We start from the raw sequence: 4,521 nt of genomic DNA, 5'->3' as shown, positions 1-4,521 counted from the left end.
GAACTACCGCAAGTACGCCGAGCACTACCTTGCTGGCTTCGCCTACAGGTTCAACCGCCGCTTCGATCTGCGTGGTCTGGTCGCAAGTCTCATCGTCGACGTCGTGAGAGCAAAGCCCATCAAGGAAAAGACGGTCAGGTCGCATGCTGAGGCACGTTTCTAATCAGGACCGGTGATTGGAGATTGAGACATGATGCCGCGCCCGGTGAACGAACTGACTGTCTGTAAAGCGCCAAACCTCAAGATGCGCGCAACTGGCTGAGTGAGCACGGAAGCGGCGATGGCGAACATCAGTGTTCCCGCGTGGGAGTGGCGACGCCTGATGTGCAAACCTTGCCAAGCAAAGAAAGCAACTGCGGCATGACAAATGCTTCCCGCGTACCGGACGTATGAGCTTGCACGGCTTTTGACATTTGCCAGAACCTTTGCAGCGAGTTACCTGAGCGTGGGTTTAAACAGGACCTAACGAACTAGTTAACTGGCGCCGGAGCCCGAAGGGCGCAGGGCACCAACAGCGGCCAATAAAATGCCGAAGGCATGGCCGCTGTTGGCGTCCACGTTGAACGCCCAGTTAGGTTTTGCACCTGTGGCACGGCCTTGAAACACACGACAGATGAAGTTGAGGTGAGGGCGGGCCACGGTGATTTTTTGCTGCTGCTGCCAGAATTCCAGAGAGTGTGACAGACAAACCGACCTGGTTGAAGCACCCAAACCGGTGATAGTAGATTGAGACATGGCGCTGCACCCGGTGAACGAACTGCTTGCCAGTAAAACGCCAAACTTCAAGATGCGAACAACTGCTTGAGTGAGCACGGAAGCGGCGTTGGCGAACATCAGTGTTCTCGCGTGGGAGTGGCGATGCATAACGCGCAAACCTTGCCATGCAAAGAAAACAACCTTGGAACGACAAATGATTCCCGCGTGCTGGATGTATGAACTTGCACCGATGTTGACATTTGACAGAGCCTTTGCACCGAGTTACCTGAGCGTATTTTTAAACGGGACCTAACGAACGAGTTAACTGGCGCCGGAGCCCGAAGGGCGCAGGGCACCAGCAGCGGCCAATAAAATGCCGAAGGCATGGCCGCTGTTGGCGTCCACGTTGAACTTACAGTTAGGCTGGGGCGCGGAGTGGAAGGTTTTCATATTGCCTCTGCCTGCAGGTTTGGGTGTTGCACTCGCTATGTGAAACTACGCTGTGGCCCGGAACGGAAGCGCCTGAAAGTTTTGGGGCCAATGTTGAAGTGCGGCACAGTGGTTATTGACTTGCTATTTGTAAAGGGTTATTCGATTTGCTTGTGCGGAGGCGGTGCTAGCGAAGAATACGATCTGGCGAATTGCTTGTAGATGATTCAATGCATGTACATGATTCTGGCTTTCCTTTGTGCGCAAGACTGTACCTGAAGTCGATTGCGCCCGCAGCACTGCACTGATTCTTGCAGGCTTGGAAGCCGGTATAAGCCTTTTTGCCTACATAAACACCACCTATTAGCAAAAGTGGGAGGACGAACCATTTTATGAGGATCATCTGACCGCTGGATAACTCATTATCTCTCGACACGTGCTTCATACGAATGGCCTAACGCCCTGGTTAACCGGCGCCGGAAGCCGAAGGCTGGAGGGCACCAACATAGGCCATCAAAATCGCGAAGCGATGGCCTATGTTGGCGTCCGCGTTGAACCTACAGTTAGGCTGGGGCGCGAAGCCGCGGTGTTGCACTTCACTGAGCGTATTCATTTTACGAATTTGAGTTAACCCAGTTCTCGTTCAACGTGGTGTAGGTACGCATAGTCCCGCAAATTCTCTGGGATTGCAGCGCCCTTCCTAATATGAGCCAAGTCAAACTTCAGGGCTGCAGCAACAGCTCCTAAGGCTGCGCCTGCCCCAATAGAAATTCCAAACGTTGATGCGGCAGCGCCGCCAGCCATGGCAAGTCCAGCGATGTTCGGGAGATTCAGCTCAACCTTGAGTGAGGCAAGTAATCGTTGCTTAAAGGTTTCCTCAAAGGTGGCGTTCAGCTCCACCAAAGCTTGTTGGAGTTTGGCGTGGACTTGGAGCTTCGCTCTAGGAATATCTGCTGCTCGAACTGCTTCTTGATAGAGCTCATCCATGACAGCACGGAATTGAAGGAGTTCATCGGAACGTTGCTCTTTGAATTCAAGTATGTCTTGGAGGGGAACGTCTGCCCTGGGAACGGGCACTGCTGAGTACAGCTCAACCTCGATTGAGGTGCTGTCAATTGTTCCAACGGTTGAGCTTGCGAGTACGTTCGAATGCTGAGCTAAGCACCATGAGCCCGGCTCTTCAGAACTCCTCTTTTCCAATGCGGCCACTTGCATTTGCAGCATTGCATAACCGGCATTTCCGCTGAATGAGTTGAAACGGACCATGGTTCGCTCAAGCACTCCCGCTTGTTTTAAAAATTCGAAGTCTGGATGCTCGTCACCGATACTGATGATGTTGTTGTCTGGCCAGTCAATCTTGTCCCAGTACAGCAAATACTGTCTCAAGGCGATTGGATCAAAGCCTCCTGATAGTGAGACGGTCCGCCCATCGAAGGTAAATTCAGGAGTGATAACGACACCACGCTTCATTTGTTGCGCTTTCATCAGACTCAGAAATAACTCGGCGGTTGTTTAGAAAGGCCTAACGAAATAGTTAACTGGCGCCGGAGCCCGAAGGGCGCAGGGCACCAACACTGGCCATGAAAATGGCGAAGCCATGGCCAGTGTTGGCGTCCACGTTGAACTTACAGTTAGGTTTTTGACCATTGGCACGCCCCGGAAACACACGACGGCTGAGGTTGAGGTGAGGGCGGGCCACGGTGGATGCTGAAAGCTGCTGCCAGGATTCAAGAGAGTGTGACAGGCGCACCAGCTTGGTGGAAGCACCCAAACCGGTGATGTTCGATTGAGCCTTGAAGCCGCGCCCGGTGAGCGAACTGGCTGGAAGTAAAACGCCAAACCTCAAGATGTGCGCCGCTGACTGAGTGAGCACGGAAGCGGCGTTGGCGGGCATCAGTGTTCCCGCGCGGGAGTGGCGACGCACGGCGCGTAAACCTTGCCAGGTAAAGAAAGCAACTGTGGCACGACAAATGATTCCCGCGTGCTGGATGCGTGAGCTTGCACCGAATTTGACATTTGGCAGAGCCATTGCAGCGAGTTACCTGAGCGTGGGTTTAAACAGGACCTAACGCCTTGGTTAACCGGCGCCGGAGCACGAAGTGCGGAGGGTACCGACATGGGCCATGAAAATGCCGAAGGCATGGCCCATGTTGGCGTCCGCGTTGAACCCCCAGTTAGGCTGGGGCGCGAAGTAGAGGGCGTGGAGTGGTAATCCCCCCGAAAAACCAGCGCAGTGAGAAGTAGAAGTTTTCGAAGGAAAATTTCTACCATGAAGAAGTCCCGATTCACCGACAGCCAGATCATTGATGCGCTCAAGCGCGTGGAGGCTGGCTTGGCCGTGCCGGAGCTGTGCCGAGAGCTGGGCATCAGCACGGCCACGTTCTACAAGTGGCGCTCGAAGTTCGGCGGCATGGATGCCTCGCTGATGGCGCGCATGAAGGAGCTGGAAGAGGAGAACCGCCGACTCCGCAAGATGTACGTCGAAGAAAAGCTCAAGGCCGAGATCGTGTCGGAGGCCCTCGCAAAAAAGTGGTGAAGCCATCTCGCCGCCGCGAGATGGCTCAACGATCGGTTCAAGAGTTTGGCGCTTCGATCAAGCTGGCCTGTCAGGCCTTCCAGATCAGCCAGGCTTGTTATCGGTACGAGGCCAAGCACCAGGCCGAGAACGATGAGATCGCCGACTGGCTGCTGCGCTTGACGGACAACAACCGCAACTGGGGCTTTGGGCTGTGCTTCCTGTACCTGCGTAACGTCAGAGGCTTTGCCTGGAACCACAAGCGCGTGTACCGCATCTACAGGGAGCTGGAGCTGAACCTGCGCATCAAGCCACGCAAGCGCCTGGTGCGCGACAAGCCCCAGCCGCTATCGGTACCAGAGGCCATCAATCAGGTGTGGTCAATGGACTTCATGCACGACCAGTTGGAGGACGGCAGAAGCTTCAGGTTGCTCAACATCATCGATGACTTCAACCGCGAAGCACTGAGCATTGAGGTCGACTTCTCGCTGCCCACGCTGCGGGTGATCCGCACGCTCACACAGGTCATAGCCTGGCGCGGCAAGCCGCAGGTCATTCGCTGCGACAACGGGCCGGAATACATCAGCGCAGCCATCGAAGCCTGGGCCAAGTCATGGGGCATTCGCTTTGAGCACATCGAACCGGGCAAGCCGCAACAGAACGCCTATGTCGAACGCTTCAACCGGACGGTGCGCTACGAATGGCTCTCGCAGTACCATTGGACAGACCTCGATGAGGTCAGGCTGTACGCCACCCAATGGATGTGGATGTACAACCATGAACGCCCAAACATGGCCTTGGGCGGCATCACCCCCAAGCAGCGGTTGGCCATGGCCGCATAGCTCTACTTCTCAGAGCTCTGGTTAATGGGGGGGATTACC

The 4,521-nt window shown here is 55.1% G+C and carries 4 protein-coding genes and 1 pseudogene; 2 read left to right on the top strand and 3 right to left on the bottom strand.

The annotated features are described in order from the left end of the window. Positions 1-163, top strand: a pseudogene (locus WIT60_RS16940) (IS1595 family transposase); the annotation flags it as partial. A gap of 311 nt (positions 164-474) precedes the next feature. Here WIT60_RS16940 and WIT60_RS16775 read toward each other — a convergent pair. The 3 genes from WIT60_RS16775 to WIT60_RS16765 all read right to left on the bottom strand — a co-directional run bounded on the left by WIT60_RS16775 (position 475) and on the right by WIT60_RS16765 (position 3,154). Then, positions 475-834 carry a hypothetical protein gene (locus WIT60_RS16775; protein WP_339584968.1) on the bottom strand — a complete coding sequence of 120 codons (360 nt, stop codon included), beginning with the start codon at positions 832-834 and terminating at the stop codon, positions 475-477. Positions 835-1,752: 918 nt separating this feature from the next. After that, complete coding sequence (locus WIT60_RS16770; RefSeq protein WP_339584967.1) at positions 1,753-2,610, bottom strand: DUF6236 family protein; 858 nt, start codon at positions 2,608-2,610, stop codon at positions 1,753-1,755. 49 nt (positions 2,611-2,659) lie between these two features. After that, on the bottom strand, positions 2,660-3,154 hold the full coding sequence (locus WIT60_RS16765; RefSeq protein ID WP_339584966.1) for a hypothetical protein: 495 nt from the start codon (positions 3,152-3,154) through the stop codon (positions 2,660-2,662). Between the two features lie 240 nt (positions 3,155-3,394). On the opposite strand from WIT60_RS16765, the gene WIT60_RS16760 reads away from it, so the two are divergent. After that, a protein-coding gene (locus WIT60_RS16760; protein ID WP_339582359.1) for an IS3 family transposase occupies positions 3,395-4,482 on the top strand; the annotation gives its coding sequence in 2 pieces (ribosomal slippage) (positions 3,395-3,647 and positions 3,647-4,482; 1,089 coding nt in all). Positions 4,483-4,521: the final 39 nt, after the last annotated feature.

Origin of the sequence: Aquabacterium sp. G14, assembly GCF_037482285.1 — a bacterium.
GTDB lineage: Bacteria > Pseudomonadota > Gammaproteobacteria > Burkholderiales > Burkholderiaceae_C > Aquabacterium.
This window is presented reverse-complemented; position numbering and strand designations above follow the sequence as displayed.

Bases quoted from the DNA above. Each gene is read 5' to 3' on its own strand.
- WIT60_RS16775 (WP_339584968.1), bottom strand. From the start codon at position 834: ATGTTCGCCAACGCCGCTTCCGTGCTCACTCAAGCAGTTGTTCGCATC.
- WIT60_RS16770 (WP_339584967.1), bottom strand. From the start codon at position 2,610: ATGAAAGCGCAACAAATGAAGCGTGGTGTCGTTATCACTCCTGAATTT.
- WIT60_RS16765 (WP_339584966.1), bottom strand. From the start codon at position 3,154: ATGGCTCTGCCAAATGTCAAATTCGGTGCAAGCTCACGCATCCAGCAC.